General features: G+C 63.3%; 26 protein-coding genes. 8 read left to right on the top strand and 18 right to left on the bottom strand.

Annotation, left to right across the window (positions count from 1 at the left end; genetic code table 11):
- Positions 1-216: 216 nt before the first annotated feature.
- The 8 genes from NCR34_RS21975 to NCR34_RS21940 all read right to left on the bottom strand — a co-directional run bounded on the left by NCR34_RS21975 (position 217) and on the right by NCR34_RS21940 (position 7824).
- The gene (locus tag NCR34_RS21975) at positions 217-456 is read right to left on the bottom strand and encodes a hypothetical protein (RefSeq protein WP_250501054.1); all 240 of its coding nucleotides are present in this window, start codon (positions 454-456) and stop codon (positions 217-219) included.
- A 149-nt stretch (positions 457-605) separates the two neighbouring features.
- On the bottom strand, positions 606-1697 hold the full coding sequence (locus NCR34_RS21970) for an alcohol dehydrogenase catalytic domain-containing protein (protein WP_248324655.1): 1092 nt from the start codon (positions 1695-1697) through the stop codon (positions 606-608).
- A 35-nt stretch (positions 1698-1732) separates the two neighbouring features.
- Complete coding sequence (locus tag NCR34_RS21965; protein ID WP_175945501.1) at positions 1733-2767, bottom strand: NAD(P)-dependent alcohol dehydrogenase; 1035 nt, start codon at positions 2765-2767, stop codon at positions 1733-1735.
- Positions 2768-2834: 67 nt separating this feature from the next.
- The gene (locus tag NCR34_RS21960) at positions 2835-3581 is read right to left on the bottom strand and encodes an SDR family oxidoreductase (RefSeq protein ID WP_248324654.1); all 747 of its coding nucleotides are present in this window, start codon (positions 3579-3581) and stop codon (positions 2835-2837) included.
- A gap of 7 nt (positions 3582-3588) precedes the next feature.
- Positions 3589-4569 (bottom strand): sugar-binding transcriptional regulator, encoded by a 981-nt coding sequence (locus NCR34_RS21955; RefSeq protein WP_248324653.1) that lies wholly within the window; start codon positions 4567-4569, stop codon positions 3589-3591.
- A gap of 35 nt (positions 4570-4604) precedes the next feature.
- The gene (locus NCR34_RS21950; RefSeq protein ID WP_248324652.1) at positions 4605-5486 is read right to left on the bottom strand and encodes a carbohydrate ABC transporter permease; all 882 of its coding nucleotides are present in this window, start codon (positions 5484-5486) and stop codon (positions 4605-4607) included.
- Positions 5483-6424 carry a carbohydrate ABC transporter permease gene (locus NCR34_RS21945; RefSeq protein ID WP_248324651.1) on the bottom strand — a complete coding sequence of 314 codons (942 nt, stop codon included), beginning with the start codon at positions 6422-6424 and terminating at the stop codon, positions 5483-5485. The genes NCR34_RS21950 and NCR34_RS21945 overlap by 4 nt, the downstream gene beginning before the upstream one ends.
- Before the next feature lie 29 nt (positions 6425-6453).
- Entirely contained in the window at positions 6454-7824 is a 1371-nt protein-coding gene (locus tag NCR34_RS21940) for an ABC transporter substrate-binding protein (protein WP_206470805.1), read from the bottom strand.
- Positions 7825-8093: 269 nt separating this feature from the next.
- On the opposite strand from NCR34_RS21940, the gene NCR34_RS21935 reads away from it, so the two are divergent.
- Both NCR34_RS21935 and NCR34_RS21930 read left to right on the top strand, forming a co-directional pair.
- Positions 8094-9215, top strand: coding sequence for an ABC transporter ATP-binding protein (locus tag NCR34_RS21935; RefSeq protein WP_248324650.1), 1122 nt, complete (start codon positions 8094-8096; stop codon positions 9213-9215).
- 321 nt (positions 9216-9536) lie between these two features.
- Entirely contained in the window at positions 9537-10403 is an 867-nt protein-coding gene (locus NCR34_RS21930; protein WP_248324649.1) for an EAL domain-containing protein, read from the top strand.
- Positions 10404-10456: 53 nt separating this feature from the next.
- On the opposite strand, the gene NCR34_RS21925 is transcribed toward NCR34_RS21930, so the two are convergent.
- The 5 genes from NCR34_RS21925 to NCR34_RS21905 all read right to left on the bottom strand — a co-directional run bounded on the left by NCR34_RS21925 (position 10457) and on the right by NCR34_RS21905 (position 15641).
- On the bottom strand, positions 10457-10753 hold the full coding sequence (locus NCR34_RS21925; RefSeq protein WP_248324648.1) for a DUF4148 domain-containing protein: 297 nt from the start codon (positions 10751-10753) through the stop codon (positions 10457-10459).
- Positions 10754-10841: 88 nt separating this feature from the next.
- Positions 10842-11285, bottom strand: a complete 444-nt coding sequence (locus NCR34_RS21920; RefSeq protein WP_248324647.1) for a MarR family winged helix-turn-helix transcriptional regulator — start codon at positions 11283-11285, stop codon at positions 10842-10844.
- Between the two features lie 94 nt (positions 11286-11379).
- Positions 11380-13446, bottom strand: coding sequence for a putative bifunctional diguanylate cyclase/phosphodiesterase (locus NCR34_RS21915; protein ID WP_250501053.1), 2067 nt, complete (start codon positions 13444-13446; stop codon positions 11380-11382).
- 117 nt (positions 13447-13563) lie between these two features.
- Positions 13564-14835: a cardiolipin synthase gene (gene cls / locus NCR34_RS21910; protein ID WP_248324645.1), complete on the bottom strand. Its 1272-nt coding sequence runs from the start codon at positions 14833-14835 to the stop codon at positions 13564-13566.
- Positions 14836-14903: 68 nt separating this feature from the next.
- Complete coding sequence (locus NCR34_RS21905) at positions 14904-15641, bottom strand: DUF4410 domain-containing protein (RefSeq protein WP_250501052.1); 738 nt, start codon at positions 15639-15641, stop codon at positions 14904-14906.
- 231 nt (positions 15642-15872) lie between these two features.
- Between NCR34_RS21905 and NCR34_RS21900 the strand changes: the two genes are divergently transcribed.
- Positions 15873-16661, top strand: a complete 789-nt coding sequence (locus tag NCR34_RS21900; protein ID WP_248324643.1) for an SDR family NAD(P)-dependent oxidoreductase — start codon at positions 15873-15875, stop codon at positions 16659-16661.
- Here the strand turns inward: NCR34_RS21900 and NCR34_RS21895 are convergent.
- The 3 genes from NCR34_RS21895 to NCR34_RS21885 form a co-directional block, all read right to left on the bottom strand.
- On the bottom strand, positions 16658-18091 hold the full coding sequence (locus NCR34_RS21895) for a UdgX family uracil-DNA binding protein (protein ID WP_248324642.1): 1434 nt from the start codon (positions 18089-18091) through the stop codon (positions 16658-16660). The genes NCR34_RS21900 and NCR34_RS21895 overlap by 4 nt on opposite strands.
- Before the next feature lie 2 nt (positions 18092-18093).
- Positions 18094-19305: a putative DNA modification/repair radical SAM protein gene (locus NCR34_RS21890; RefSeq protein WP_175945527.1), complete on the bottom strand. Its 1212-nt coding sequence runs from the start codon at positions 19303-19305 to the stop codon at positions 18094-18096.
- 94 nt (positions 19306-19399) lie between these two features.
- Complete coding sequence (locus NCR34_RS21885; protein WP_250501051.1) at positions 19400-19795, bottom strand: DUF3140 domain-containing protein; 396 nt, start codon at positions 19793-19795, stop codon at positions 19400-19402.
- A 140-nt stretch (positions 19796-19935) separates the two neighbouring features.
- Here NCR34_RS21885 and NCR34_RS21880 point away from each other — a divergent pair, with 140 nt between their 5' ends.
- From NCR34_RS21880 to NCR34_RS21870, 3 genes are all read left to right on the top strand, one after another.
- On the top strand, positions 19936-20157 hold the full coding sequence (locus NCR34_RS21880) for a hypothetical protein (protein WP_248324641.1): 222 nt from the start codon (positions 19936-19938) through the stop codon (positions 20155-20157).
- 144 nt (positions 20158-20301) lie between these two features.
- Positions 20302-20625: a hypothetical protein gene (locus NCR34_RS21875; protein WP_206470796.1), complete on the top strand. Its 324-nt coding sequence runs from the start codon at positions 20302-20304 to the stop codon at positions 20623-20625.
- Positions 20626-20983: 358 nt separating this feature from the next.
- Positions 20984-21280, top strand: a complete 297-nt coding sequence (locus NCR34_RS21870) for a hypothetical protein (protein WP_248324640.1) — start codon at positions 20984-20986, stop codon at positions 21278-21280.
- 71 nt (positions 21281-21351) lie between these two features.
- On the opposite strand, the gene NCR34_RS21865 is transcribed toward NCR34_RS21870, so the two are convergent.
- Positions 21352-22266 (bottom strand): aldose 1-epimerase, encoded by a 915-nt coding sequence (locus NCR34_RS21865; RefSeq protein WP_248324639.1) that lies wholly within the window; start codon positions 22264-22266, stop codon positions 21352-21354.
- Positions 22267-22307: 41 nt separating this feature from the next.
- Positions 22308-23108 (bottom strand): phytanoyl-CoA dioxygenase family protein, encoded by an 801-nt coding sequence (locus NCR34_RS21860; RefSeq protein WP_248324638.1) that lies wholly within the window; start codon positions 23106-23108, stop codon positions 22308-22310.
- 191 nt (positions 23109-23299) lie between these two features.
- Here NCR34_RS21860 and NCR34_RS21855 point away from each other — a divergent pair, with 191 nt between their 5' ends.
- Positions 23300-24403, top strand: a complete 1104-nt coding sequence (locus NCR34_RS21855) for a LacI family DNA-binding transcriptional regulator (RefSeq protein WP_244140237.1) — start codon at positions 23300-23302, stop codon at positions 24401-24403.
- A gap of 119 nt (positions 24404-24522) precedes the next feature.
- Complete coding sequence (locus NCR34_RS21850; RefSeq protein WP_248324637.1) at positions 24523-25530, top strand: ABC transporter substrate-binding protein; 1008 nt, start codon at positions 24523-24525, stop codon at positions 25528-25530.
- Positions 25531-25564 lie beyond the last annotated feature (34 nt).

Genomic DNA, 25564 nt, shown 5'->3' with positions numbered 1-25564 from the left:
GGACGCGTGCGGCTGGCTGTATAGGGACGAGAGATTGTAGCGCTGCTTTAAGAAATGAGCGTGAATGAAAAAAACGGCTTTGCTTTACGAAATTGCAATGTGGACCGATACGCTGTCTGATATGAATGGCGCGGACGGCAAAGACCGTTAGTTGCTTTCGAAAGAGAGAGATCGAATCGCTCCATCAGTGAGTTGCGTTCGTGCGCCTCATCCGAATCAGACGATCTCTATGAGGCCCTTGCGCGCGAGTTCTTCGGGAAAGACGGTGGTATTCAGATATTCGTGCAGATCCACGGAGACCGCGCCGCGCATGCGCGGGTCGGCATCGACGAACACAAGCGTGTCGTCCTCTTGATGCGCTTCATAAAGGCCGGGCGCGATTTGAATCCTGATGCCGTCTTCGGCACACCCGGAGAGTGCGTCTGTCAGCACCCGAATATGCAAGAGCGCGTTCACTGCCGTGTCCTGAGAGAGCGGTCCAGCGGTTGGTGGTTTGCTGACAAGAGCAAACCGCGCGCCAAATGGAAGCGTCGTTGCCGTTCTCTCCCAGATCGGGCATGTGAGCAGGTCTTTCGAAGACCAACTCACTCGTCCTCGCACGGCAATTATTTGGGCCGCAAGAGCACCTTGATCGAATCGAGTGAATTGGCGACCTCGATAGCCGCATCCCATTCTTCGAGCGTGAAGCCGTGCGTGACGATTCCCTTCGACGTCACGAGTCCGCGCGCCAGAAGGTCGATGGCGATCGGATAGCAATACGGCCCGAGATGCGCGCCGCGCACGTCGAGCTCTTTGCGATCGCCGATGATCGACCAGTCGACGGTCGTATCGCTTCCGAATACCGAGAACTCGACGAAACGCCCCAGCTTTCGAATCAGTTCGAGACCCTGCGACACACCCGAAGGCGAACCGGTAGTCTCGATATACACGTCACAGCCGTATTGATCCGTGATCGAGCGGATCATCTCGAGCGCGTTGTCGTTCTTCGGGTTGATCGTGACATCCGCGCCGTATTCGCGCGCGAGCGCGAGGCGCTCGTCGACGAGATCGATGACGACGAGTTTCTTCGGCGTCTTGAGATGCGCCACCTGCACCATCATGAGTCCGAGCGGGCCTGCGCCCGCGATCACGACGACATCGTTCAATTGAATATCGCCGCGGTTCACCGTATGAATCGCGCAAGCGAGCGGTTCGATGATGGCCGCGTCTTCGATCGAGATACCGTCCGGTATCTTGTGCACGATGGCAGTCGGCGGAAAGCGCATGTATTCGGCCATGCCGCCGTCGGCGACTTCGCGCTGAAAGCCGAAGATGTTATGCACTTCGCACATCCAGTACTGACCGGACTTGCAATAGCGGCACCTCGCGCAAGGCACGATCTGCTCGGCGATCACTCTGTCGCCGACTTGCACGCCGAAGTGCTCGGCGGCGCCGTCCCCGAGCTCTTCGACATAGCCGAAGAACTCGTGACCGGGTATAACTGGCGCTTTGACCCACGGATTCGGGCCGCCCCAGAACATCTTGGCGCCCGACCAGCACTTGCAGTCGCTCGCGCATATGCCGCACGCAGCAATGCGGATCACCAACTCATTGCGTGCGGCGCGCGGGCGCTTCACGCGTTCGACGCGATAATCCTTCGGTGCGCGGCATACGATCGCCGTCATTTCGTCACTGCTGTCAGCCGATGCCGTGCTCATGATCGCGTCTCCCGTCATGTATCGTCAGCGCTTGCTCATTCCATCACGATCTGAACTTTCACATCGGTCGGCACGCCGCTCGCCGCTTCTTCGAAAGCCTTGATGCCTTCCGCGAACGGGAACGTGCGCGAGATGAAAGGCTTCACGTCCAGCTTGCCCGATGCAATCAACTGAATGGCGCGCGGGAAGATATTGGCGTAACGGAACACGGATTCGATACGCGCTTCCTTGATCTGCACCGCGACCACGTCCAGAGGAATAGCGCGCTGCGGCATGCCGACGAGCACGAGACAGCCACCCGGGCAGAGCAGATCGACAATGCCTTCGAACGCTTTCTCATTGCCGCTTGCCTCGAACACGATATCCGCGCCCCAGCCGTCGGTCAGCCGCGACACGACGTCCTGCACGCGCTCGTCGCGAATGTTCACCGCCGTCACGCCCTGCACGCCGCCGATCAGGTCGAGCTTCTCCTGCACGAGATCGCACACGATCGCGCGGCTGCAGCCACCGGCCAGCGCGGCCAGCGCGCACATCATGCCGATGGTGCCCGCGCCGAGCACCACGGCGACATCGCCGGGCTTGATCGCGGCCTTCTTTGCAGCCTGCAAGCCGATGGAAAGCGGTTCGACTATCGCGCCTTCGGCAAAGCTCACGTTGTCCGGCAGCTTGTAGGTGAACGCGGCGGGATGCACCACGTAAGGGGCGAGACAACCGTGCACCGGCGGCGTGGCCCAGAAGCGCACTTTGGGATCGAGGTTGTACATGCCTTCGCGCGATGCACGCGATTCCATGTCGGGCACACCCGGCTCCATGCATACGCGGTCGCCCGCCTTCAGATTCGTCACTTCCTCGCCGACTTCCACCACCGTGCCGGATGCCTCGTGCCCGAGAACCATCGGCTCATTGACGACGAACGGACCGATGCGGCCGTGCTGATAGTAATGAACATCGCTGCCGCAAATGCCGACCGTGTGAATGCGTATGCGCACGTCGCGCGGCCCCACGACCTGCGGCAAGCTGAACGGGCGCAAGCTGATGCGGCGTGCTTCTTCTAGAACCAGTGCTTCCATTATCGTTCCTTCGTGCTGTTCGTTTGAATCGATTGAGTCGGATTGAATCTGTTCAATGCGTCGCGAGCTATCCCGCCTGAAAGCCGCCGTCGATCGCGAGGCTCACGCCGCTCACCATGCTGGAATCGTCGCCGAGCAAATACGCGATGGTGCGCGCCACTTCCACCGGCTGCACGAAGCGATTGAGCGGAATGCGCGCGAGCATGGGGCCCGATTTCGCGGGATCGCTCCAGGCTTTCTCGGCCATCGGCGTCATGGTCACGACGGGATTGACCGCGTTCACGCGGATGCCGTGCGGTCCTAATTCGACCGCCATCACGCGCGTCATGGCATCGAGCGCGCCCTTCGATGCGCAATACGATGCGTGAAGCGGCAAGCCGACATTTGCCGACAGGCTCGATACGTTCACTATCGCGCCGCCCGCCTTGCGCGCGATCATGCTCCTCGCGCACTCCTGCGCCACGATCATCGCGGCGCGTACGTTGACGTGCATCGTGAGATCGAAGGCATCGACGGTGGTATCGAGAAAAGGCTGCAATTCGACGAGGCCCGCGCAATTCACGAGCAGGTCTACCGGCTGCGCGGCGCGCGCGGCCTCGCGGGCTGCATCGGCATCGGCGAGATCGACGGCGAACGTCTCGCAACCGGTCTCGCTCGCCAGCGCGGCGAGATCCGTCGCGCTGCGGCTCAGCGCAATCACGCGTGCGCCGCGCTCGGTCAGCAGATGCGCCGTCGCATGGCCGATGCCCTTTCCCGCGCCGGTCACGAGCACGGTCTTGCCGGCGAATTCGCGGTTTCTGTCGATCGTCGTCATGGACTCTTCAGGGTTCATCGCACAGACGTCGCGCGGTGTCTTCGTCGGTGACGAGCACCGACGGATAGCGCCCGCGCAATGCCGCACGCGTGACATGAAACTTCTTCGCCCCGCCGCTCACGAGGACCACGCGGCGAATCTTGCGCAAGTCTTCGAGCGTGATCGCCACGGTGCGACGATTCAGCGGATGGTCGATCAACTCGCCGTCTTCATCCATGAAATGACCGAGCATGTCGCCCACTGCGCCCGCTTTTTCGAGCGTGCGCAACTGGTCGGGATTGTCGATGCCATATGTGACGACGAGCGATTCCGTGAGATCTCCGCACGTCAGCAGCGCCAGGTCCGCCGAGCGCGCGAGTTCATACGTTTCGCGCACCGTGCCTTCCTGCAAGATCACGTCACGCGCCTTCTGGCTGCTCACATAGATAGGCGCGGCAAAGAGATACCCGTCCGCGCGGCAGATGTTCGCAAAGTCCGAGACGATGTCGAACGTATTAATGCTCGGGCAATGCGACAAGCCCCCTTGCAGCGACACGGCCGACACCGCGCCATAACTGCGTTGCGGCATGGCACGCAGGACCGCGCGAATCGTGCGGCCCCAGCCGAGTCCAATGGTCTGCCCCGCGACGATCTGCTTGGCGAAGTACGAAGCCGCGCCGATGCCTAAAGCCGTGTTATTCGCCTCGGTATTCGCGCCCGTCGGCACGACGACCGCGCATTCCAGTCCGAACCGCCGTTCGAGCGCGCTTTCCAGCGCCACGCAAGGCGCGATCTTGCTGTTGATGGTAATCTGCACCAGTCCCGATTCGCGGCTCGCCGCGAGCAGCCGGTTCACGCGCACGCGATTGCTGCCGATACGCTGCGCGATTTCCTGCTGCGTCAGATTACCGACGTAGTAATGCCAGGCGACGCGCGCCTGCAGCTCTTCCTCCGAGTCGATGGACTCGTCTGTCTCTGCAATGGCGATGGTCGGCGCTGTCTTGCTCATGTTCTCACTGTGGTCATGCTGTAAAAGGCGCGAGTCTACTTCACCGCGCCCATCGTGAGCCCTTGTACGAGCCGGCCCGACACGAGCAACGCGAACACCACCATCGGCAGCACGATCAGCGTGCCGGTCGCCATGATCTCGCCCCACGGCAACTCATAGCCGCTCATATAGCTCGTCGCCGCGACCGGCGACGTGATCGCCTCGGTACGCGTCAGCACCAGCGCATAGAGCAGATCGTTCCACGAGAAGATGAACGCGAAGATCGCGGAGACCACGATGCCCGGCATCGCGAGCGGAAGATTGATGCGCCAGAACACACGCCACGGCGACGCGCCATCGAGCCGCGCGGCTTCGTCCAGTTCGACTGGAATGTTGCGGAACTGGTCGGTGCAGATCCAGACGACGATCGGCAACGAGAACGTCAGATACAGCAATATCAACACGATATGCGTATCGACGAGATCGAGCTTTGTCGCGATCAGAAAGAACGGCACCGCGAGCACCACAGGACTCACCATCCGGTTCGAGATGAACCAGAACCACAGGTCTTCCTTGCCGCGAAACTCATAGCGTGCGAGTGCGTAGGCGGCAGGCGTTCCGAGCAGAATGGCGAGCACCGTCGTGCAGCTCGCAATGATGAATGAGTTGAGCAAGCTGCCTGCTACGTCGTGCTCGAAAAGCGCAGCGGAATAGTGATGCAAGGTTGGACTGAACAGCCACTTCGGCGGATACGCGAGCGCATCGGCCTGACTCTTCAGGCTGGTCGTCACCATCCAGTAGAACGGAAACACAGACGACAGGAACACGACCACGAGCCCGAGAAAGTGCCATACGGTCGCGCGCTTTCGTGCGGCGCGCGCGCGTCTCGCGCGCTGACTCGTGCCGTTGTTCGACGTTTGCAGAGCCGATGTACTCACGCGGCCTCCCGATAAACAAAGCGAATGTAGAGACGCGAAAGCACGATGGTCAGGATGAGCAGAATGATGGCCTGCGCCGACGCCATGCCTTGATCGAAGAGCCGAAAGCCCACGCGCTGGATATAGACGCTGATGAATTCAGTGGCGGTGCCGGGGCCGCCGCGGGTCATCGTGAAGACGGCGTCGAACATCTTGAGCATGTCGGCCGAGCGAAGAATGAGAATGGCGGTCAAGCCCGGCAATAGATACGGCCGCTGCAAGTGCCAGAGAATCATGCTCCATTTCGGCGTTTCCAAGCGGGCAGCCTCTTCGGCTTCCTTGGGCACCATCGAAAGCCCTGCCAGCATGATGAGCGCGCAAAACGGCGTCCATTGCCACACATCCATGATCATCACCGACACGAAGGCGAGCGTAGGATCGGCGAGCCAGTCCTGCGGTGAAATGCCGAAGAGGCTCGTCAGATAGTTCGCCACGCCGAACTGCCGGTTGAAGATGAGCCGCCCGATCAGACCGACGACCGCATACGTGGTCGCCATTGGAATGACGAGACTCACGCGCGCCGCCGCTCGCATGAAGCGCAGGTCGGTGCGATGCAGCATCAGCGCCGCGAACAGACCGAGCGCCACTTCGATCGGCAACGTCAGGCAAAGGAACAGCGCCGTGCGTCCGAGCGCGCCCCAGAACGAAGGGTCCGAGAGCGTCGCGATGTAATTGTCGAACCCGACGAACGGCGTGCCCGATGCGAGATCCGCGAGCTTGTACTGGTGAAACGAGTTGTAGAGCGCAAGCAATAGCGGATAGATGCCGATGACCGCCAGCGCGAAAATAGCGGGAATCAGGAACCAGAAGGCAGGCGAGCGCGGCAGTAGCGCGAAGCGCCGCGCGCCGTTGCGCGGACCTCGTGCGTGCGTCGCGGGAGTTGCAGTGCTGTTCGCCATCCGTCGTCTCCGGTTCCTGATCGTCGTGCTTACTTCAAGAGCGGCTTTTTGCCGTCGTAATAGCCCGCTTTCTTCAGGATGTCCTCGGTCTTCTGGCCGATGGTCTGCGCGCCTTCTTTCACCGTCACCTGTCCGAGCATCATCTTGCTGCCCCATTCGCCGATAACTTCCGACACAGCGGGCCATTCCGGGAAGCGCGGACGGTAATCAGGCACGCCGCCTTGCCACGACTCCACCATCGGCTTCACGAACGGATACTTGTCCTGCACGGCCTTGTCCTGATAGACCGCCATGCGCGCCGGCACGCCGCCGGCGTCGAGATAGGGCTTCGCCATTGCCTCGGACGTGATCCATTGGATAAAGAGCCACGAAGCCGCCTGCTTCTTCGCGTTCGACTTGGCGTTGACCGCAAGCGAAAAGCCGCCGAGCGCCGGCTTCAGACCCGCCGGACCTTTAGGCTCCGTCGTAATGGCGAGGCAGTTGCCGAGCTTCGACTTGCTCGGATCGGTCAGCGTCGGATAGAACGCAGACCATTCGGTGATCATCGCCACCTGCCCTTGCGCGAGCGCATTGACTGCTTCGGCATGATCGAAGTCGACGATGCCAGGCGGCATGTACTTCATCAGCTTCTGCCGATATTCGAGGCCCGCCTGCGATTGCGGCGACATGAGATTCGACTTGAACTTCGCATCGAGCAGCGAGCCGCCGTTGGGCCACAGCACGCGCATGAAGCTATCCGCCGATTGCGTTTCGCCACGGCGCGACTGCAACGCGAAGGCGAACTTGTCGCCCTTTGTGAGCTTCGGCGCATACGTGTTCAACAATTCGTCCCAGGTCTTCGGCGGCTCGTCGAAGCCTGCGTCCTTCAACATGCACTTGTTGTAGAACATGAGGCCCGAATAGTTATCGAACGGCAGGCCGTAGGTGACCTTGTCCCACGTTCCGAATGAATCGAGCAGGATCGGGAAGAAGCCCTTCAGATTCAGGCTCGGGTCGGCGAGCTTCGCATCGTCCGTGAACTTCTTGATCGGCACGAGCCACTTGTTGCTCGCGAATTCGCCGATCCACACGACGTCGACGAGCACCACGTCCTGGTCCCCGCCGCCGACGAAGTTCAGCACTTCCTTCTCGCGCGTGTTCTCGTACGGAATGACTTCCCAGCGCACCTTGATGCCCGTTTCCTTTTCGAACTGCGGTATCAGGGTTTGTGCGGCCTTGTATCCCGGGCGATCGAGGAATATGGCTTTGATCGTCGTGCCCGAGTACGGCTGAGCCGCTTCTTTCAGTGTCCAGGCATGAGCGTTCGATGCGGCGAACGCGGCGCTTGCGGCAAGCAACGCAATAGCCGCGACGTGTTTGAGCGGGCCAACGTGCTTGGCCGGGATGAAGCGATTGTTCATGCCTGTCTCCTGTTTTTCTTGAGCTGATGGCTTGCGGTTTCTTTGTCTGATTCTTCGTTTGATTCTTCGTCTCTTTTCTTGCGTCCCACCGTGACCGAGTGAAGTTTAAAGCGCGTCGAGCTGCGCCGTTTCACTTGTAATTTGCGTTTTACAATTGTATATTTGGGCCCGAACAGCTTGTCAAGAACTAAATCGACGGAAGCAATTCGATGCTGCACTGCGCGCGATCGAGCAGTTCAGCCTTGCACTCGTTCCGGTAGGAGACACGCATGAGCGCAGTCCATTTGCAGCAGATTCGCAAGTCCTTTGCGGGCGCCGATGTGCTGAAGGGCATCGACATCGAAGTAGCCGACCGTGAGTTCATGGTCTTCGTGGGTCCGTCGGGTTGCGGCAAGTCCACCTTGCTGCGCACCATCGCGGGCCTGGAACGAAGCGACTCGGGACAGGTGATGATCGGCGGCGAAGACGTGACCGACCTCGAACCCTCGCAACGCGGCGTGGCAATGGTGTTTCAGTCGTATGCGCTCTATCCGCACATGACGGTCTACGAGAACATCGCGTTCGGACTGCGCATGCTGAAGCTCCCCGAAGCGCAAATCAAAGAGCGGGTGCAGCGCGCAGCGGAGATCCTGCAGATCGGGCAATTGCTGGAGCGTCGTCCGCGGGCGCTGTCGGGCGGCCAGCGTCAGCGCGTTGCCATCGGGCGGTCCATCGTTCGCGAGCCGAAAGTCTTTCTCTTCGACGAGCCGCTGTCCAATCTCGACGCCGCGCTGCGCGTGCAGATGCGGCTCGAACTCATCAAGCTCCACAAGCAGCTGAACGCAACGATGATCTACGTCACGCACGATCAGACCGAAGCCATGACCATGGCCGATCGCATCGTCGTGCTCAATCATGGCCGCGTGGAGCAGATCGGTTCGCCGCTGGAGTTGTATCGCACCCCGCACAATCGCTTCGTCGCGGGATTCATTGGTTCGCCTAAGATGAACTTCATCGACGTGCGCGTGCTGCGCGCGGATCACGCAGGCGTGACCATCGAGCTGCCGGGTGGCGAGCCGTTGACGCTGCCTTTCGATGCGTCGTCGGTCAAGGTGGGAGAAACACTCACGCTCGGCATACGGCCCGAGCATTTCATCGAGGAGCGAGGCGGCGATATCGACAGCGGTCTCGTCGGCGATGTCATGGTGATCGAACATCTTGGCGGCGAAACGCTGCTGCACGTTAGATTACCGAACGATCTCGTGATCCAGGTGAAGGGTTCGGGTGAATCCACGGCTGTCGATGGCCAACGGCTGAACGTCGGCTTCAGCATACGGCACGTGCATCTCTTCGGCGAAGACGGCAAGGCGCTCGCGCGGGTCCGATCCGTCGCACAAGCCGCGACCATCTGAGTTGCGCGAGTCGTTGCTTGAGTCGTTGCGCTAGTGCGGATTACAAACGATTGCTGAAACGTCAGCAGAAACTGCAAAAGCGTCGCGATCGAGGGCGCGGCGCGAAGATAGTTATTACCGCCGCCTTGCCCAGCGCCTCAGTTTTTTATACTGAGTCGTGCGATCTGTATCGGCTTTGAAACGTTATCGTGTCCCAATCATGCACTCTCTTGAGGCATGCCTCGGGGTTTCCCCTCGCTAATGGCAAATTGCCGGACAAATGACGCATTCGGGCATGAGTCGTGCATTTAAGCGCCTGGTCCACTGGCAAGGCGGCATAGCATGAAGACAACTCCACTCCGCTCGCACGCGCCGAATGTCGCGCTGAAGGCTGGTCACGCGTTGAAAGCGCGGGTGCTGCAAGGGCTGGAAGCCGGCGAATTTTGCATGGCTTATCAGGGAATCTACCGGGTCGACAGTGGCGAGCTCGCGCAGATGGAAGCTCTTATTCGCTGGCGTCATCCGGAGTTCGGCCTGCTGCTGCCGGGCGCATTCCACGAAGCGCTCGATGACGAAGAAGTCATGATCGAGCTCACCGACTTCGTGATGAACGCGGTCTCGCTCGACATCTCGATCTGGCAGGCCAACGGCGGCGCGACGTATCCCGTTGCGATCAATGTCCCGCCGTCGGTTGCCGCGCGGATCGGCTTCGCCGATCGGCTCGAAGCCGTATGCCGCGATCACGGCATCGCGCCCTCGTCGATCGAAGTCGAGTTGTCCGAGAGTCAGGACCTCGCGCGCTTTCCGTCGATCGCGAAGGTCGTGCAACGTTTGCGCGCGCGCGGCATCAACGTCGCAATGGACGACTTCGGCACCGGCTTCGCGTGCCTGGCCGCGCTGGGTCCGATCAGCTTCGGCACGGTGAAGATCGCAAAGGAACTGCTGGCGGAGGCGCCGCGCAATGCGGACGCGCGCACCGTCTTCTCGTCGGTGCTCTCGCTCATGACGCGGCTCAAGCTGTCAGTGGTGATCGAAGGGGTGGAAACGGCCGCGCAGGCGCAATGGCTCGCGCAGTGGCCGCATCTTCTCGCGCAGGGCTTTTACCTCGCGCGGCCGGTGTTCGGGATCGGCAGCGTGCCCGGCGCTCGCGTTACACGGCCAGCCGAGGCGGCGCAGCATCGCGCGATGCCGTTCGCGGACGCCGCGTGAGTCACGCGCACGCGTCGGGGCGTGCGCGAACGTGGCCTGTCCTCCAGGCGTCTTCAGGGCGCCGACGCCGGCGCTGGCTGCCCGGCCTTCTCGGCATTCACGCGCCGCTGCGCATTCTGCAAGTTCTGCGGATAGTCGGTCTGCTCGCCAGCCGGGTTGTAGCCGTTCTTTTCGAGGTCTTTCAGCTCGGCGTTCTTCTTGGCGCGCGCCGCCTTTCGCTCCGCCTTCTTGATCTGCTTCGGCGTGGAAGCGCCCGCATCCTGCGCGTGCGCAGGCGTGCAAGGTATGGTGACGAGCGCGGCGGCGGCCAGCGCGATGACGGCGAGCGGTGCGGTGCGAACGTTCAGCATGACATTCTCCGGTGTGGACGACCGTCGCGGCGGACGGCCCGTTTCTTTGCATGGCGCGTCACGGCCCTGCAAGAAGCGCTCCCAAGCGTTACCGGTCGACGATCCGGCTCAGGTTGCTCCGCACGCGTTGTAACAGCGCGATCAGTTGATCTTTCTCCTGGCGGCCGAGACCGGTCAGCGCTTCCGCCGCGATCTCGTCGCCGACGCGCCGCGCCTTGTCGAGCGCCTTCTGCGCCTTCGGCGTCATGCGCACCTGACGCTCGCGGCGATCTTCGGGATTGTGCCGCCGCACGATCCAGCCGCCCTCCTCCATGCGGTCCAGCAGGCGGCCCGCGGAGATCGGCGCGACTTCGAGCAGCGACGCGAGCCGCGCCTGATTCACTTCGCCGTAATGCGACAGGTACGCGAGCACGCGGCATTGCGCGCGCGTGAGATTGAGCGACGATTTCGCGAGTTCGTCGAAGCGGTTTCCGCACAGACGGTCTACGTCCGCAATCAGAAAGCCGAAGCGTTTGTCGAGTTGAGGTTCCATCGCGCGATTATAGGGACCCGCGCGGCGACCGTGCGCGCACTGGCGCACATTGCATTGCTACGGCGTCCTAACTAACCTCGGACGCCGCCCTGCCTCACACATTCACGCGACCACTTTCGAGCAACACGGCGAATGCGTCGGATGAAAGCGGCCGCGCCAGCAGAAAGCCCTGCATTTCGTCGCACCGCATGTCTTGCAGGCGGCCGAGCTGCGTGCCGGTCTCCACGCCTTCCGCGACGACATCCATATCGAGCGAATGCGCGAGCGCAATGATCGCCGACACGATAGCGTGCCCTTCCTGCCCGTTCTCATCGAGGCCGTTGGTGAAGAAACGGTCGATCTTCAGTTGCTTGGCGCGGAACCGCTGCAAATAGGCGAGGCTGGAATAACCGGTGCCGAAATCGTCGATGGCGATCTCACAGCCGTTGTCTTGAAACGCGCGAATCATCTCGGTGGTGCGCGGCGCGTCCTGCATCGCGACGGATTCGGTGATCTCGAACATCAACTGATCGCTTCGCACGCCCTCTTCGCGCACGATCTGCAGCACGCGCGTGACGAGGTCCGCTTCGTTCAATTGCCGCGGCGAGAGATTGATGGCGACCTTCACCGCCGCCCGCCCGGACTCGTGCCACCGCACGATATGCCGGCACGTCTCGCGCACGACCCAATAGCCGATGTCGACGATCTGCCCCGAACGCTCCGCGATCGGAATGAACTCCATCGGCGTCAAAAGACCGATTTCCGGATGATTCAGCCGAATGAGCGCCTCCGCGCCCGCTAGCTCGCCGTCCCCGCGAAACTTCGGCTGAAACAGCAGATAGAAGTAGCCTTCGGTCAACGCCTCATGCAACGCCTGCTGAATCTGCAGCGTGCGCACCGCCGCCTCGTTCATGCTCGCCTCGAAGAAGCGATACGTGCTGCGCCCGCCGCGCTTCGCCTCATACATCGCGACATCCGCATGCTTGAGCAGCGTTTCGACGCTATCGCCGTCTTCGGGGAAAAGCGCGATGCCGATGCTCGGCATCACTTGCAGCGAATGATCCGCTACGACGAGCCCCTTTCTCATCGCATCGAGAATGCGTTCCGCGAGCTTCTCGGCATCCGTGGGCGTGCCTATTCCTTCGAGCACGACGACGAACTCGTCGCCGCCCAAGCGGCCGACCGCATCGCCGCCGCGCACGCATTGCAGCAGGCGCTTGGCGAACGCTTGCAGCACTTCGTCGCCGATCGAATGGCCGAGCGAATCGTTGATGGTCTTGAAGCCGTCGAGATCCATGAAGAGAATCGCGAAACGGCTGCCGTTGTTCGTCGCGTTCCTGACCGCGCGGCCGATGCGCTCCGTCACGGTCCGGCGATTCGGCAGGTCCGTGAGCGTATCGAACGTTGCCATGTGAACGATCTGCCCATGCAGTCGCGACACGGAACCCGCTAGCAACTCGTTCTGCGCGTCGAAACGCGACAGCACGAGCGTGATGATCAAGATGGCGAACGTGAACAGCATGACCGTCGTGGCGAGCCAATGTACGTCGACGTCGTTGGCCGCGCCGCAAATGGCGCCGGGCAGGAAGTTCGCGGCGGCGTTGCCCGTGTAGTGCATGCCGGTGATCGCGATGCCCATGACGAGCGCCGACACCCCGCGCTTTTGCGTGATGTTCGACTGGTTCGCGTTGGACAGCACGCGCGCGATCCACAGCGCCGCGCCCGACGCGACCACGGCGATCACGATCGACGCGGCGAAAAGCAGCAGGTCGTACTGTATCGCCGGATGCATGCGCATCGCGGCATCGCCCGTGTAGTGCATGGCGGCGATGCCCGCGCCCATGAGCAGGCTGCTCGCGGCGAGGCGCTGAAACGTCAGCCGCGCGCGGTTGATGACCGAGAGCGCGAAGAACGAGACCAGCATCGCGATCACGAGCGACGCCGCCGTGATGCGAAAGTCGTAGCCGAGCTTGATGGGAAGGGAAAACGCCAGCACGCCGACGAAGTGCATCGACCAGATGCCTACGCCCATGGAGGCCGCGCCGCCCGCGAGCCAGACATGCCGCATGCGCGAATGCGACAGCATCGCGATGCGGCCGGAGATGTCGAGGGCCGTGTACGAGGCGAGCGTGGCGACGACGAGCGATGCCGCCACGAGCCAGAAGTTATAAGTGCCGTGCATGAAGTGCCGGAATCGAAGGGGCGTGTTTGCGTAAGCGTCTTATCGGCGCACACTGGCCAATCTTTAGGCCGCTCGAAAGCCTGGTGCAAGAACAGTTTTTGTCCATGCGCCGGCGCATCACAGTTCAGGGTCCAACAATGCCACAACGCGTTCCAGCATGCGTTCTCCGAGCCCGCGACGCTGCCAGTCTTCGAGCGTGATGCGTTTGGAACGCTCGATATCCGCGTCGAAAATCGCGGTCTGCTGGCGCGCGAAGTCGCGGTCGTAGATGTTGAGGTTCGCTTCGTCGTTGAGCTTGAACGACCGGCTGTCGAAGTTGGTCGAGCCGACCGACACCAGAAATTCATCGACGACGATCAGCTTGCAATGAAACATCGTCGGCTGATATTCGTACATCTCGACGCCCGCCGCGAGCAGATCGCCCCAGCACGCGCGCGACGCCTCGCGCACCGTATGCGTGTCGATGCGCTTGCCCGGCGTGATGATGCGCACGCGCACGCCGCGCCGCGCCGCCTCGACAATCGCGTTGATGGTCAGCTTGTCGGGCACGAAGTAGGCGCTCGACAGATGGATGGAATGCGTCGCGGCGGTGATCGCCATCAGATACATGAGCTGCATGTCGTCGCTGCCGCCCGAAGGCGAACTGCTGAACATGTGCGCGAGACCGTCGCCCGCGCGCTCGATCTCGGGAAAATAGTTCGCGCCGTGCAGCACGTTGCCGGTGGCCTTGACCCAGTTGTCCATGAAGACCGCCTGCATCTGCCCGACCGCCGGACCTTGCACGCGAAAGTGCGTATCGCGCCAATGCTTCTCGTCCTGCGCATGGCCTGTCCATTCGTCCGCGATGCCGACGCCGCCCGTGAAACCCGTGCGGCCGTCGATCACGAGCAGCTTGCGGTGCGTGCGGTCGTTCATGCGGCCGAGTCCCGTCCAGTGCGGCTTGTGATACTGAATGACCTCCGCGCCCGCGTCGCGCAGCGTCTGCAAGTAGCGCTTGTCCATCTTGGACGACCCGACCCAGTCGAGCAGAACATGCACCGAGACGCCTGCGCGCGCCTTTTCGGCCAGCGCCTCGGCGATCTGCTCGCCTATCGCGCCCGACCAGTAGATGAACGTCTCGAAGGTGATCGTCTTCTTCGCCGAGCGGATGCCTTCGAGCATCCAGGGAAAGATTTCGTCGCCGTTCACGAGCACCTCGAAGCGGTTGCCGTCCACCACGGGCGGTCCGAGCAGCAGACCCATCGACCGGAGGAACTGCGGATCGTCGCTCGCGTAGAGACGCTCGATCTTGTGCTCGATCTTCTTTTCACCGCTCGTCAGGTTGGCGATCACCAATACCACGATCACGGTCGCGACGACGGTCAACGCAATCAGGGCAAGCGTGGGCATGCAGGGCCTCGCGAATCGAACATCCGTCCGGAACCGGTAGTGTATGTGGTTCCGGAACGCGCGGGCCATCAGGTTTGCGCGGATTGCCCGATCTGCTTGGCAATGGCGTCGCCGAGGCGCTGTTCGTCGGATGAAACGCCTGCGCGCTTCGTTTCGGAAACCGCGTGCAGTCCGCCCGATACGGCGAGCGAGCTCACCGCGTGACCCGCCACCGCGCCGACGCCCGCCGTTTCCGCGACGCCCGGCGCGTGACCGCTGTCGGCGCTGGCATCGAACTGTTCGAGCAATTGCGGCGCGCCGTGCGCCGGCTTGAACACGAGCTGCACGGTCGCCGTGACCTTGCTTTGTCCCGCGCCGAGCCCGATCAGCATGCGGCGGCGGCGATTGCCCGCGTCGATCTTGTCGATGCTGCCGACGACTTCGAGCGCGTTCTGGTCATCGGGCGGCGCGACGTCGGCGCGGACCGCGCGCAGACCCATCGACTGGAGTTTCGCGACGATTTCGTCGGCCACTTCTTCGCGCGCCGCGATGGCGTCTTGCGCCTGCTGCTGCGCCTCTGTGTCGCCGGACATCGCGGTCTTGAGCTTGGACGCGAGACCATGATTGTCGAGCTTCACGTCGCCCGCGTCGCTTGCGAACGGATACACGTAGATCGTGGTGTCCGCAGGCACCGCAGCGCTCGCCGCGCTCGCCGCGTTCGCCGCGCCCGCGAACAGCGCGACGCCGGTCACGAGCCCCGCGACGAGCGCGCGGCGGGCGTGGCGGACGAGGGAATCGAGCGAGGAGACGTTCGTTACATGAGACATGTCGGCACCTGAGTTCGTTGGCTGGATGACGGTCTGCGGGTCTGCGGTGGGGCTGTCGATCACCGTGGCGCCACTATGGACGATGCCCGCCGCGCGCGCCATCCAACATTTATGTCGCCGGGTGTCATGCGTGGCAAAGCCGCTTTTGAGCATGAACACGCGAGTCTCGCTACCATGCGTCGAACGCGCGCTCAAGCGCCGCCATTCAACCCACGCTTCGAAGGAGCAACGATGGACCTGCAAATCGCCAACAAGCTCGCACTCGTGTCTGGTTCGACGAAGGGAATCGGCCATGCCATTGCCGTGGCGCTCGCACGTGAAGGCGCGCGCGTGATCGTGAACGGACGCTCGCAATCGTCCGTCGATGCCGCGCTCGGCAAGCTGCGCCAGCTCGTTCCCGGCGCGCAGGCCGAAGGCTTCGCAGGCGATGTCTCCGACGCGGCGCAAGTCGACGCGCTCGTGCAGCGCTTCCCGGAGGTCGACATCCTCGTGAACAATATGGGCATCTTCGAGCCGAAGCCGTTCGAAGACATCTCCGACGACGACTGGCTGCGCTTCTTCAACGCGAACGTGATGTCGGGCGTGCGGCTGTCGCGCGCCTATCTGCCGAAGATGAAGCAGAAGAACTGGGGCCGCGTGGTGTTCATCAGCAGCGAGAGCGGCATTCAGATTCCCGTGGAGATGATCCACTACGGTCTGACCAAAACCGCGCAACTGGCGCTGTCGCGCGGGCTCGCCGAAACGTGCGCGGGCACCGGCGTCACCGTCAACTCCGTCTTGCCCGGCCCGACGAGTTCGGAAGGTGTGACCGAGTTCGTCGAGAAGCTCTCGGACGGCAAGAGCATGGAGGATGTGCAGAAGTCGTTCTTCGAAGAAGCGCGGCCGAGTTCGCTGCTCAAGCGCTTCATCGCGCCGGAGGAGATCGCGAACATGGTCGTGTACGTGTGCTCGGCGTTGTCGTCGGCGACGAACGGCGCGGCGTTGCGCGCGGACGGCGGCGTGGTGCGCGCCGCGTTCTAGCCCGGCTGCGTCTGCGCGGCGAGCGACCGCGCCTTGGCGAGCGCATCGACGATATCGGCGATGGTCTTGTCGCGCGCGGTGTCGTCGAGTTGCCTGAGCGCATAAGACGGGTGATACGTGGCGACGATCAGCTTGTCGCCATACGGCGTGACGCGGCCGACATGCGCCCGCAACGTCGCGCGCTTGCCGAGCAGCGCGGTCAGCGCCGTCGCGCCCAGCGTGACGATGACGCGCGCGCCGGTCTGCTCCAGCTCGCGCTCCAGCCAGTACGAGCACGCTTCGACTTCCTGCTGCGCGGGCGTCTTGTGCAGCCGCCGCTTGCCGCGCGGCTCCCATTTGAAATGCTTCACAGCGTTGGTCAAATAAACCTGCTCGCGCGGGACCTGCGCCTGGCGCATGGCGTCGTCGAGCAACTGTCCGGCGGGTCCTACGAACGGCTCGCCTTTCAGGTCTTCCTGATCGCCCGGCTGCTCGCCGAGCAGCATGATGCACGCATCGGCCGGGCCTGCGCCGTGGACGGCTTGCGTCGCGTGACGCCACAGATCGCAGCGGCGGCAGGTGTCGAGCGACGTGGGCGCGTCGCGTTCCGGCTGCGCGTCTTCTGCCTCCACCTGCACGATCTTGCCGCCGAGCGCGCCGACCGCCCGCGCCTGCGCGACGCGCCGCGCGCCGCCGCGCGCATCGCTGACGAGCTGCGGAATGAGCGCGCCTTCCGGCAATCCCTTCCAGAAGCGCACCGGCATTTGCTGTTCGAGCACGGATTCGTTCAGGCGCGCAGGGTTGAAGATACTGCGGTAGTAGGTCATCCACAGGTCTTCGGCGGCGTCGGGCGTGTCGGACGCATGGTCCGACGCGAGCGCGCGGCGTCGCTCGATCTGCAAACGCTCGCCGTTCCACATGGCCGCGCCATCCGGCGTCGTGATAAGCCACGTCGACTGACCCATGCGCGCCGCGAAATGCTCCGCGCCCCAGGCGAGCACGTCGTGATCCGGCTCGTACCACGCGACGAATTCCGGCGGTCCGAGCGACGCCTCGCGCTGCCGGAAACGCACGTACGCGATCATGTCGTGCTGCGCGCGGCGCACCGCCTTCGCCATCTTGTAGAGACGCGCGCCGTCTTCATCGGCCGCCGACGCCACCGAGCGGTCGCCATGCGTCCAGCGCCACAGCACGCGATACAGAAAGCCGAAGCGCCGCTCGTCGCGGAAATGCGCGGCGTCCTTGAGCAACGCGGCGAGTTCGCGCGACACGCGCACTTGCGCTGCTTCAGTGGCCGGCGCGGCCGTTTCGGTAGATGCCGCGAATAATGCGGGCGTGCCGCTTTGCTGCGTGCGCCATTCGATCGACTCGGGCTTCAGGTCTCGGGCGAGCGCGTCGAGCGCCGCGCTGCGCCATGCGTCGAAGTCGTCGTCAATGGTGATGACATGCATCGCTAGATGAGCGAAAGCTGCACCGGCTGCGTGGCAAGCGCCTTTCGCAAATGCTCCGACGATGCCTCGGCGAGCGGCGGCCGATAGTCTTCCGTCACGACGAAAGGCTTCACCTTGTCCATCGCGCAGCGTAGCCGCGCGAGATCCGCGTAGCGCACGCGCCGCGCGCGGCGCAGTTCCGCGATGCGTTTCGCGTTGCGCATGCCGATGCCCGGCACCCGCGCGATCATGCGCACCGGCGCGGTGTTCAGATCGACCGGGAAACGCTCGCGATGCGCGAGCGCCCATGCGAGCTTCGGATCGACATCGAGCGGCAGATTGCCTGCATCGCCGAGCAACTCCGCGGCATTGAAGCCATAGCCGCGCATCAGAAAATCGGCCTGATACAGCCGATGCTCGCGCAGAAGCGGCGGCGCCTTCGACGGCACGCCGGACGGACTGTCGGGGATCGGGCTGAACGCCGAATAGTAGACGCGCTTCAACTGATACGAGCCGTACAGCGTTTCGGCGGTGCCGAGAATGGTGCGGTCGTCGGTCTCGTCCGCGCCGACGATCATCTGCGTGCTCTGCCCCGCCGGCGCGAAGCGCGGCGCGCGCGGCTCCGCTTCCGACTCCTCGCGCGCGACGCGAATGTTGCCCATCGCCAGCTTGATGGTGCGGCCGCTTTTTTCCGGCGCGAGGCGCTCGAGGCTGATCTCAGTCGGCAGCTCGATGTTCACGCTCAAGCGGTCCGCATAGCGCCCCGCCTGCGCGATCAGGCCGGGATCGGCGTCCGGAATCGTCTTCAGATGGATGTAGCCGCGGAACTGATGCTTCTCGCGCAGGGTCTTCGCCACGAGCACCAGTTGCTCCATGGTGTAGTTCGAGGACCGAATCACGCCCGAACTCAGGAACAGCCCGTCGATGTAATTGCGGCGATAAAAGTCCAGCGTCAGCGTGACGACTTCTTCCGGCGTGAACCGCGCGCGCGGCACGTTGCTGGAGCGGCGGTTGATGCAGTACTGGCAGTCGTACAGGCAGAAGTTCGTGAGCAGAATCTTGAGTAGCGACACGCAGCGGCCGTCCGGCGTGAAGCTGTGGCAAATGCCCGAGCCCGTGCTCGCGCCCAAGCCTTCGACGCCGCGCGACTCGCGCTTGGGCGCGCCGCCGCTCGCGCACGATGCGTCGTACTTCGCGGCATCCGCAAGAATTTCGAGCTTTTCGGACAGTTCCATCTTGGCTATGATACTGTATATTTATACAGTACGCTAATCGTGTCGCGGGAAGTTTGCAAACCGGCGGTAGGGCAAACATGGCGCCGCCGCGCTGCTATTTCAACGGATCATGGCCCCAGTTCATCAGCGAGTAGCGCCACTTCGTATGCTCGATATCGCCTTGCGGGCGCTGCGCCAAATGGCGTTTCACGTAGCCGATGACCTTGCGCATGTGGCCGTAGTCGTCGGCATGCAATTCGCTCTTCTTCGCGCCGAGCAATTCGATAATGCGCCGCCCGGACTGATGCCCGACCGACTCCGCGTTCCCGTCCTTTTGGCCCACGGCCTGAGATTCATCCGTCGCCAGCCATTTTTCCAGCTGATGCGCCGTCATGTTGACGAGCGCTTTGAACTCGTCGAAGGTCGCCTTGTCATCGCCGTCCGCAGATTGTCCATGCTGCTGTTGCGTCTTCTCTTGCGTCTTCTCTTGCGTCTTTTCGTGCGTGGTCATGAGCGCGCTCCGTTGGTGAGGTCAGCCGCATCACCGGCATCGAGCAAGCACCGCTCCAGCGGTGCTTATTGCACGCGTGTCGGGCCCGGCTTCGGAATGTCAGCCGCGACGCCACGCACTCTCTTGTGGAGAACTTCCTAATGCGTTTTGACTACAAGAATTTTCATATCGACTGTACCGCTCGCCATGATGAAGACGGCAGCTTTTATGCGCGCGCCCGAATCACCAGCGCGCCCAACGAACACACGCCGAACGTGGAAGTCCACGAATCCGGTGATCTCGACTCTTTCCCGAACGAGTGGGACGCACTGCATTGTGCGCGGGCGTGGGCCATTGAATGGTGCGACGAGGCGCTGGCGTAACCGAATCGCCTTGTCTTCCAGATAGCCGCGCTCAGGAGCGCGAACGCTCACGATTGCGGCACACGGATTGCGCCATGTAAGGCGCGACGCCGCGCAGGAAACCGCAGCGGCGCGCGTCACATGACCAAATTCAAGGGAGGCACCATGAAAATCGCCAAGAAGAGCTTACTCGTATCCGCAATGATTCTGAGCCTGTCGGGCGCCGTGTTCGCGCAGGGCGCAGGCGGCGGCGCCGGTGGTGGCGCGGGCGGCGGCGGAACGGGGGGCGGCACGGCAGGCGGCAACGGCGCGGGTCAAGGCGGCACCGGCATGGGCACGCCGAACGCAAATGGCACGACGGGCGCAACGTCGGGCGCAACGGGCTCCTCGACCATGGGCTCGGGCAGCGGTTCCAGCAGCAAAATGAACAAGATGCACAAGAAGAGCGGTTCGGGTTCGTCCGGTAGCGGTACGTCGAGTTCGCAGTAACGCGTTCGCTTTTTGCAAGGCCGCCCGGTCTGCGCCGTTCGTTGCGCGGGCCGGGCGCAACCCCTTCTGAGCTTTATCACTCCCCCCGTACGCATCCCTTCCACATAGGGATTTCGCGTCTTCTTCCCAGACCCTAATGTGTGCCTGCGCGGTTAGTCATCGCGCCCGCCGCATACGACGACATCCCGGCATTTCATCACAAGGGCTCGGTCGTGCCGTCTGCGTCGTTGCTAGGTCGACTGCGGCCGGCGAACGCGCTGGCTTCGCATGGTCGCGGCGCGCCAATTCTTCCACCGCTGCAAGGAGTCCGGGAACGTGTTGCCGGCTGCTTGTGCATTCGCTTCTGAGGAGCTGGAACATGAAGACGAACGTCAACCCGAAATTCATCGCGATGATGGCTGCCTGTGCGCTGGCCGCGGGCATCGGCAACGCCCGCGCGCAAGGCATGCCCGACACGGCGCAACAAGTCGTCCAGACGATGCGTCCGATGGATTCCTCGCACACCGCACGGCAAGCCGACGCCGCGACAACCGACTCCGCATCCGGCGAACAAGCCTACGGCGGCACGAAAGCCGGGACGAGCATGTCGGCTGGCGGACGGACCACCGAAACATGCAGCGGCCTGCCGCAATGCGAGGTGTTCTTCGGTCATTGAGCACACGGCGGCGCGACGAGCGACGTGCATGACGGAAGCACATGCGCTCGTCGCGCCAGCCGCGAACCGTCCTACTCGACCTCAGGCGTCAGCCAGAACCGCGCGCTGACCGACTCTCCCGGCGCAAGCACGCCGCCGCCCTTCAGCGACTGGTCGACCTCGAGATTCACCCAATCCGCGACATTGCTGACCGGCTCGACACACAGCAGCGACCCGAACGACAAAGGCGCATAAATCACCGTGAAGTCGAACGGCGCTTCCGCTCGCAGCGTGACCGACCGATGCTCGCGCGGCCACGCGACCGACGTCTCCCGCGACCAGCCCGTGAAGTTATTGTCGAGATCGAAGGCATCGGCGGACATGCCCTCGCGCGATGCCAGCGCGTCGATGCACGGATGCGGGCCGGCGTGCGTCGGCAGCGGCTCGGGCGTCGTATGCCACATCGACCCGACCCGCGTGCGCACGACCGTGTGCCCGGTGCGCGGAAAATACGGATGATGTCCAAGGCCGAAGGGCATCGGCCGGTCCGACAGATTGCGCAGCGACATGGTCACAGTGAGCGACTGCGCATCCAGCGCGATGTCCTGCGCCGCTTCGAACGCGAACGGCCAATGATGCGCCGGTTCCTGCGAAGGCACGTGCGACAACGTGAGACGGGCGCTCGCCTCGGAGACGGCTTCGACGCGCCACGGCCGCCGCCATCCGTTGCCGTGCAACGCGTGCGGGAACGCGTTGCCGTCGCCGGATAGATCGACGAGCGCGCCATCGAATGTGAAGCGGGCATCGCGAATACGGTTGCAGTACGGCACGAGCGGAAAGCTCGCCATGCCGAGCGGATTGCGCGCGGCGAGCGCATCGACGGTGGCGGGACGCAGCCAGTGCAGCGCGCCGCCTTCGTTGGGCTCGCGGGCGTCGAAGAATGCCGCAATCGCGCCGCCGACGTGCGGGGCGAGCAGCACGCGCCGCGCGCCGTGGCGCAATTCCACGAGCGCTTCGTCCGCGCGCCCGGACGGGGTCCGATCGGCGCTCAATATGCGAACTGCCGGTAGTTTTCGTCGAAGATGCGCTGCGTGCGCTCGACCACCGGGTTGTAGCGCAGCAGTCGTTTCGCGCGCGGCGGCAGGTCGGCGAGCACGGCGCGCGGCACGTCGATATGCACTTCGGGCCGGAAATACCATGCGCGGCTATAGCCGATCACGACCATCGGACGCGGTTCGTCGATGTAGTTCGGCGTGCCGCGATGCAGCCCGCGCACATCGCGGATCATCACGTCGCCGACGCGCATCGGCACGCGCTCGGGCGGGAAGCGTCCATCGGCGAGACCGGCTAGCGCTTCTTCGCGCGAGACGCGGTGCGTGCCGCGCGTCGTTTCCAGCGAGCCGTTGCGCTCGTCTACATCGACGAGCGGAAAGTTCACGGCAAGCTGAAACGACGGCGTCTCGGGCGCGTCGTCGAAAAGCGGCGGCGTATCGCGATGCCAGTCCTGAAAGTCCGAGCCCAGAACCGGCGTATCGGTCGCGAGCTGGCACATGACCGGATCGCGTCCCGCCACGCGCTCGACGATGCCAATGATGTCCTCGTCGCAGATGATCGACGGGTCCGCGAACTCGCCTTCGAACGGCAAGGTCACGTAATAGCGGCCCGGCCCGCGATTGCCGCTCGCCGATGCCTCGCGCGCTGCATCGACATGTGGCTGCAACAGCGGCGCGAATGCCTCGCGCCACGCTTCGAGCTTCGCGCGCTCGAAGTGATCCCGCAACAGCACGAAACCGTCTCGCTCGAACGCTTGTGCAAGCGCGTCTCTCGTCGTCTCGTCGTATCGGCCCATGCGCCGCTCCTTTCGGTCGTCAATCGGTCGGAAAGAGAATGGCACGGCAGTAATCGCGCCGTCAATATTATTAGTAATACTCGGTGAAAACCCTGTGCCGTCCCATGCTGTGGCTAGGTGGTTTCCGTGTTGTTCATCACTAATATTAGTGTTAAGGTCTGTCGCCAAGCCTCATACGCCGCATCCGTCCGATGAAGAAAACCACGCAGCGCCGCCCGACGATGACCGACATTGCGAAGCTCACCGGAGTTTCGCAGTCGACGGTATCGCTCGTGCTCAACAACGCGAGCGGCGCGAAGTTCTCGGACGTCACGCGCGACAAGGTGCTGCGCGCGGCGCAGGAGCTCGGCTATCGCATGACGCCGCGCGAGCCCGCCGCGCTCGACGCCTTCGACACACCCGGCGCGCAGAGCGAGCGCAATCTGATCGTGTATCTCGCCGATGAGATCTCGACGAGCCCGCATCCGGTCGTGTGCATCGACGGGGCGCGCGACGCCGCGTTCGCGCATGGCCGCCTGCTCGCCGTCTATTCGACGCACGGCAACGCGGAGATCGAGGCGCGCGTGCTCGCCGCGACGCTCGACCACCCCAACCTGCTCGGCGTGATCTACGCGACCGTCTACACACGGCTCGTCGCGCTGCCCGCGGCGCTCGCCAAGGTGCCGACAGTGCTGCTCAACTGCTACGCGAGCGAGGCGAACCTGTCGTCGGTCGTGCCGGCCGAGGTTGCGGGCGGGCACACGGCGACGGACTATCTGCTCGCGGCGGGGCATCGGCGCATCGGCTATATCAACGGCGAGCCGTATCAGGACGCGGCGCGCGACCGGCTGAAGGGTTATCGCACGGCGCTCGCCACGGCGGACTTGCCGTTCGCGCCGGAACTCGTGCGCGAAGGCGACTGGAGTTCGGGCGCCGGCTTCGAGCAGACGCTCTCGCTCATGCGCGAGCCGAATCCGCCGACGGCCATTTTCTGCGCGAACGATTTGATGGCGCTCGGCGCCATCGAGGCGCTCAAGCAACTCGGGCTGCGCGTGCCCGACGACGTCTCCGTGGTCGGCTACGACGATCAGGAGATCGCGCGCCACACGCATCCACCGCTATCCACCGTGGTGTTGCCGAACTACGACCTCGGCCGCTGGGCAGTCGAAACGCTTCTGCAAGAGGAACACAACCGCGCCGTCGGCGCGCCGTTGCGGCGGCGCACCGTCAAGCTCGACGGCCCGTTGATCGAGCGCGGATCGGTGAAGGTCATCGCCGAAGCGCATCAGTTCGCAATTAATAATATTAGTGATTAGCCGCCAATAAGACGTTAATACAGAGCGCGCAAGGCAGCAGCATCTCTCGCATCAGACAGACCGGGCAACAACAAGCATCGGCATTACCAACAAGACGAATCATCCTATCGGAGGAAGACATGGTGTCGCTAAAGAAGAATCTCCGCTCGGGCCTGCGCCCGCTCGCCGCCGCGCTCACCGTTCTGACGCTCGCAGCCGGCGCCGGAGCCGCGCACGCCGCCGACGACGCGTTGCCGAAGATCCCGAACAAGAAGCCGCTGCGCGTGGGCTTCGCGCAGACGGAGAGCAACAACCCGTGGCGGCTCGCCGAGACCAAGAGCTTCAAGGACGTCGCATCGAAATGCGGCTGGCAGGTCATCATCACCGATGCGAACAGCTCGGCCGCCAAGCAGGTGTCCGACATCCAGAGCATGATCGCGCAGCACGTCGATCTGCTCGTGTTCCCGCCGCGCGAAGAAAAGCCGCTCGCGCCGGTCGTGTTGCAGGCGAAGAAGGCCGGCATTCCAGTGATTCTCGTCGACCGCAACATCGACCAGTCGATGGCGAAGGCCGGGCGCGACTACATCACGTTCATCGGATCGGACTTCATCGATCAGGGCCACCGCGCCGCCGACTGGCTCGTGAAAGCCACCAACGGCAAGGCGACGATCATCGAGCTCGAAGGTTCGACCGGCGCGTCCGCTGCGAACGACCGCAAGAAGGGCTTCGACGAGGTCATCGCGAAGAATCCGGGCATGAAGATCGTCGCGTCGCAAAGCGGCGACTTCGCGCGCGACAAGGGCCGCCAGGTCATGGAAACGCTGTTGCAGGCGCATCCCGACGTGACCGCCGTCTACGCGCACAACGACGAAATGGCGCTCGGCGCGATCGCCGCGATCAAGGCGGCGGGCAAGCAGCCGGGCAAGGACATCGTCCTCGTCACGATCGACGGCACAAAGGGCGGCCTCGAAGCGATCAAGGCAGGCGAACTCGGCGCGAGCGTGCAGTCGAGCCCGTTCTTCGGACCGCTCGCGTGCGATGTCGCGCAGAAATACGCGAAGGGCGAGACCATTCCGCCGTGGGTCAAAGTCTCCGATCGTTTCTACGACAAGAGCAACGTCGACGCCAGCATGCAGTACGGCTATTGAGCGAAGCAGTCTATGTTGGTTCGCGGGCGCCTTC

This window comes from Caballeronia sp. GAWG1-5s-s (assembly GCF_023631445.1).
Taxonomy (GTDB): Bacteria; Pseudomonadota; Gammaproteobacteria; order Burkholderiales; family Burkholderiaceae; genus Caballeronia.
Note: the sequence above shows the minus strand (reverse complement) of the source record. Positions and strands in the feature narration are given on the sequence as shown.

Coding starts and splice junctions, on each gene's coding strand:
- NCR34_RS21970 (WP_248324655.1), bottom strand. CDS start 1,697: ATGAGCACGGCATCGGCTGACAGCAGTGACGAAATGACGGCGATCGTA.
- NCR34_RS21965 (WP_175945501.1), bottom strand. CDS start 2,767: ATGGAAGCACTGGTTCTAGAAGAAGCACGCCGCATCAGCTTGCGCCCG.
- NCR34_RS21960 (WP_248324654.1), bottom strand. CDS start 3,581: ATGACGACGATCGACAGAAACCGCGAATTCGCCGGCAAGACCGTGCTC.
- NCR34_RS21955 (WP_248324653.1), bottom strand. CDS start 4,569: ATGAGCAAGACAGCGCCGACCATCGCCATTGCAGAGACAGACGAGTCC.
- NCR34_RS21945 (WP_248324651.1), bottom strand. CDS start 6,424: ATGGCGAACAGCACTGCAACTCCCGCGACGCACGCACGAGGTCCGCGC.
- NCR34_RS21940 (WP_206470805.1), bottom strand. CDS start 7,824: ATGAACAATCGCTTCATCCCGGCCAAGCACGTTGGCCCGCTCAAACAC.
- NCR34_RS21935 (WP_248324650.1), top strand. CDS start 8,094: ATGAGCGCAGTCCATTTGCAGCAGATTCGCAAGTCCTTTGCGGGCGCC.
- NCR34_RS21930 (WP_248324649.1), top strand. CDS start 9,537: ATGAAGACAACTCCACTCCGCTCGCACGCGCCGAATGTCGCGCTGAAG.
- NCR34_RS21925 (WP_248324648.1), bottom strand. CDS start 10,753: ATGCTGAACGTTCGCACCGCACCGCTCGCCGTCATCGCGCTGGCCGCC.
- NCR34_RS21920 (WP_248324647.1), bottom strand. CDS start 11,285: ATGGAACCTCAACTCGACAAACGCTTCGGCTTTCTGATTGCGGACGTA.
- NCR34_RS21915 (WP_250501053.1), bottom strand. CDS start 13,446: ATGCACGGCACTTATAACTTCTGGCTCGTGGCGGCATCGCTCGTCGTC.
- cls (WP_248324645.1), bottom strand. CDS start 14,835: ATGCCCACGCTTGCCCTGATTGCGTTGACCGTCGTCGCGACCGTGATC.
- NCR34_RS21905 (WP_250501052.1), bottom strand. CDS start 15,641: ATGTCTCATGTAACGAACGTCTCCTCGCTCGATTCCCTCGTCCGCCAC.
- NCR34_RS21900 (WP_248324643.1), top strand. CDS start 15,873: ATGGACCTGCAAATCGCCAACAAGCTCGCACTCGTGTCTGGTTCGACG.
- NCR34_RS21895 (WP_248324642.1), bottom strand. CDS start 18,091: ATGCATGTCATCACCATTGACGACGACTTCGACGCATGGCGCAGCGCG.
- NCR34_RS21890 (WP_175945527.1), bottom strand. CDS start 19,305: ATGGAACTGTCCGAAAAGCTCGAAATTCTTGCGGATGCCGCGAAGTAC.
- NCR34_RS21885 (WP_250501051.1), bottom strand. CDS start 19,795: ATGACCACGCACGAAAAGACGCAAGAGAAGACGCAAGAGAAGACGCAA.
- NCR34_RS21880 (WP_248324641.1), top strand. CDS start 19,936: ATGCGTTTTGACTACAAGAATTTTCATATCGACTGTACCGCTCGCCAT.
- NCR34_RS21875 (WP_206470796.1), top strand. CDS start 20,302: ATGAAAATCGCCAAGAAGAGCTTACTCGTATCCGCAATGATTCTGAGC.
- NCR34_RS21870 (WP_248324640.1), top strand. CDS start 20,984: ATGAAGACGAACGTCAACCCGAAATTCATCGCGATGATGGCTGCCTGT.
- NCR34_RS21860 (WP_248324638.1), bottom strand. CDS start 23,108: ATGGGCCGATACGACGAGACGACGAGAGACGCGCTTGCACAAGCGTTC.
- NCR34_RS21855 (WP_244140237.1), top strand. CDS start 23,300: ATGAAGAAAACCACGCAGCGCCGCCCGACGATGACCGACATTGCGAAG.
- NCR34_RS21850 (WP_248324637.1), top strand. CDS start 24,523: ATGGTGTCGCTAAAGAAGAATCTCCGCTCGGGCCTGCGCCCGCTCGCC.